This window comes from Streptomyces sp. NPDC054956, assembly GCF_053609185.1.
Genome location: NZ_JBSGXB010000674.1, coordinates 1 through 1,019, shown reverse-complemented (window position 1 = coordinate 1,019; position 1,019 = coordinate 1). Strand labels below are relative to the sequence as shown.

The following is a 1,019-nucleotide window of genomic DNA, read 5'->3' as shown; positions in this document are numbered from 1 at the left end:
TGTGGCCCGGGGAGTCCCGTACCCGCACTCGGGCCCGGGACTCCGTGCCGTCGTACGCGGGTGCCCGGGCAGGTCCCGTCGGGCCCGCCCCCACCCGTCCGCTCCCGCCACCTGGGGAACAAGCCCCGCCGCTCGCTCAGAGGGTGGGACAACGGATTGGACAAGTGGCCGATGTTACTAACACCATGGGGCCGCAAGTTCGCGGATGCGCAGGGGGCAAAACCGCTCACATCATGACGTCCCTCCGCGCGGGCCGCTCGTCCCCGTCACACCCCTGGAGAGACTTCGCCATGAGCTTCGGCGACCCGAACAACCCGTACGGCCAGCAGCCCCCGCAGGGTCAGCCCGGCTACCCGCAGCAGGCTCCGCAGGGCGTGCCCCCGCAGTACGGCTACCCGCAGCAGCCGCCGGTGGGCGTTCCCCCGCAGCAGCCGTACGGCGCGTACCCGCAGGCCGGGATGCCGGGCATGCCGGGTGCCGGAATGCCGCCGCTCGCGCACTGGGGTCTGCGCTTCGGTGCGACCATCCTGGACGGCCTGATCACCGTGGCCCCGATGTACGCCCTCGGCTTCATCGACCTCGCGCTGGCCGACGACGCCGCGACCGCCGGTCCTGGCATCTTCTTCATCATCGGCATTCTCTACGCCTTCGGCATGGGCATCTTCCAGCTCTACAAGGAAGGCTCGACCGGCCAGACCATCGGCAAGAAGATCGTCGGGATCAGCCTGCGCCGCGAGGCCGACGGCAGCACCCTCGGCTTCGGCATGGCCTTCGTGCGCCGGCTCGCGCACTTCCTCGACGGCATCGCCTGCTACATCGGCTTCCTGTGGCCGCTGTGGGACCAGAAGAAGCAGACCTTCGCCGACAAGGTGATCGGCAGCGTGGTCATCACCGTCCCCAAGGGCTGACCAGCGCCGAACGTCGGGGCCCCAGCCGCTTCCCGGGGGGCCCCGACCCGGTCGACGATGGGGTGGGCATGGTGCAGCCCGGGCGGGGCGGGTCGGTTGTTTTTAACGCCC

General features: G+C 70.4%; 1 protein-coding gene. It reads left to right on the top strand.

From position 1 onward, the window contains the following. The first annotated feature begins 290 nt into the window (after positions 1–290). A complete protein-coding gene (locus ACWGDE_RS39210; RefSeq protein WP_453393855.1) occupies positions 291–908 on the top strand; it encodes an RDD family protein in 618 nt (205 codons plus the stop codon). Positions 909–1,019 lie beyond the last annotated feature (111 nt).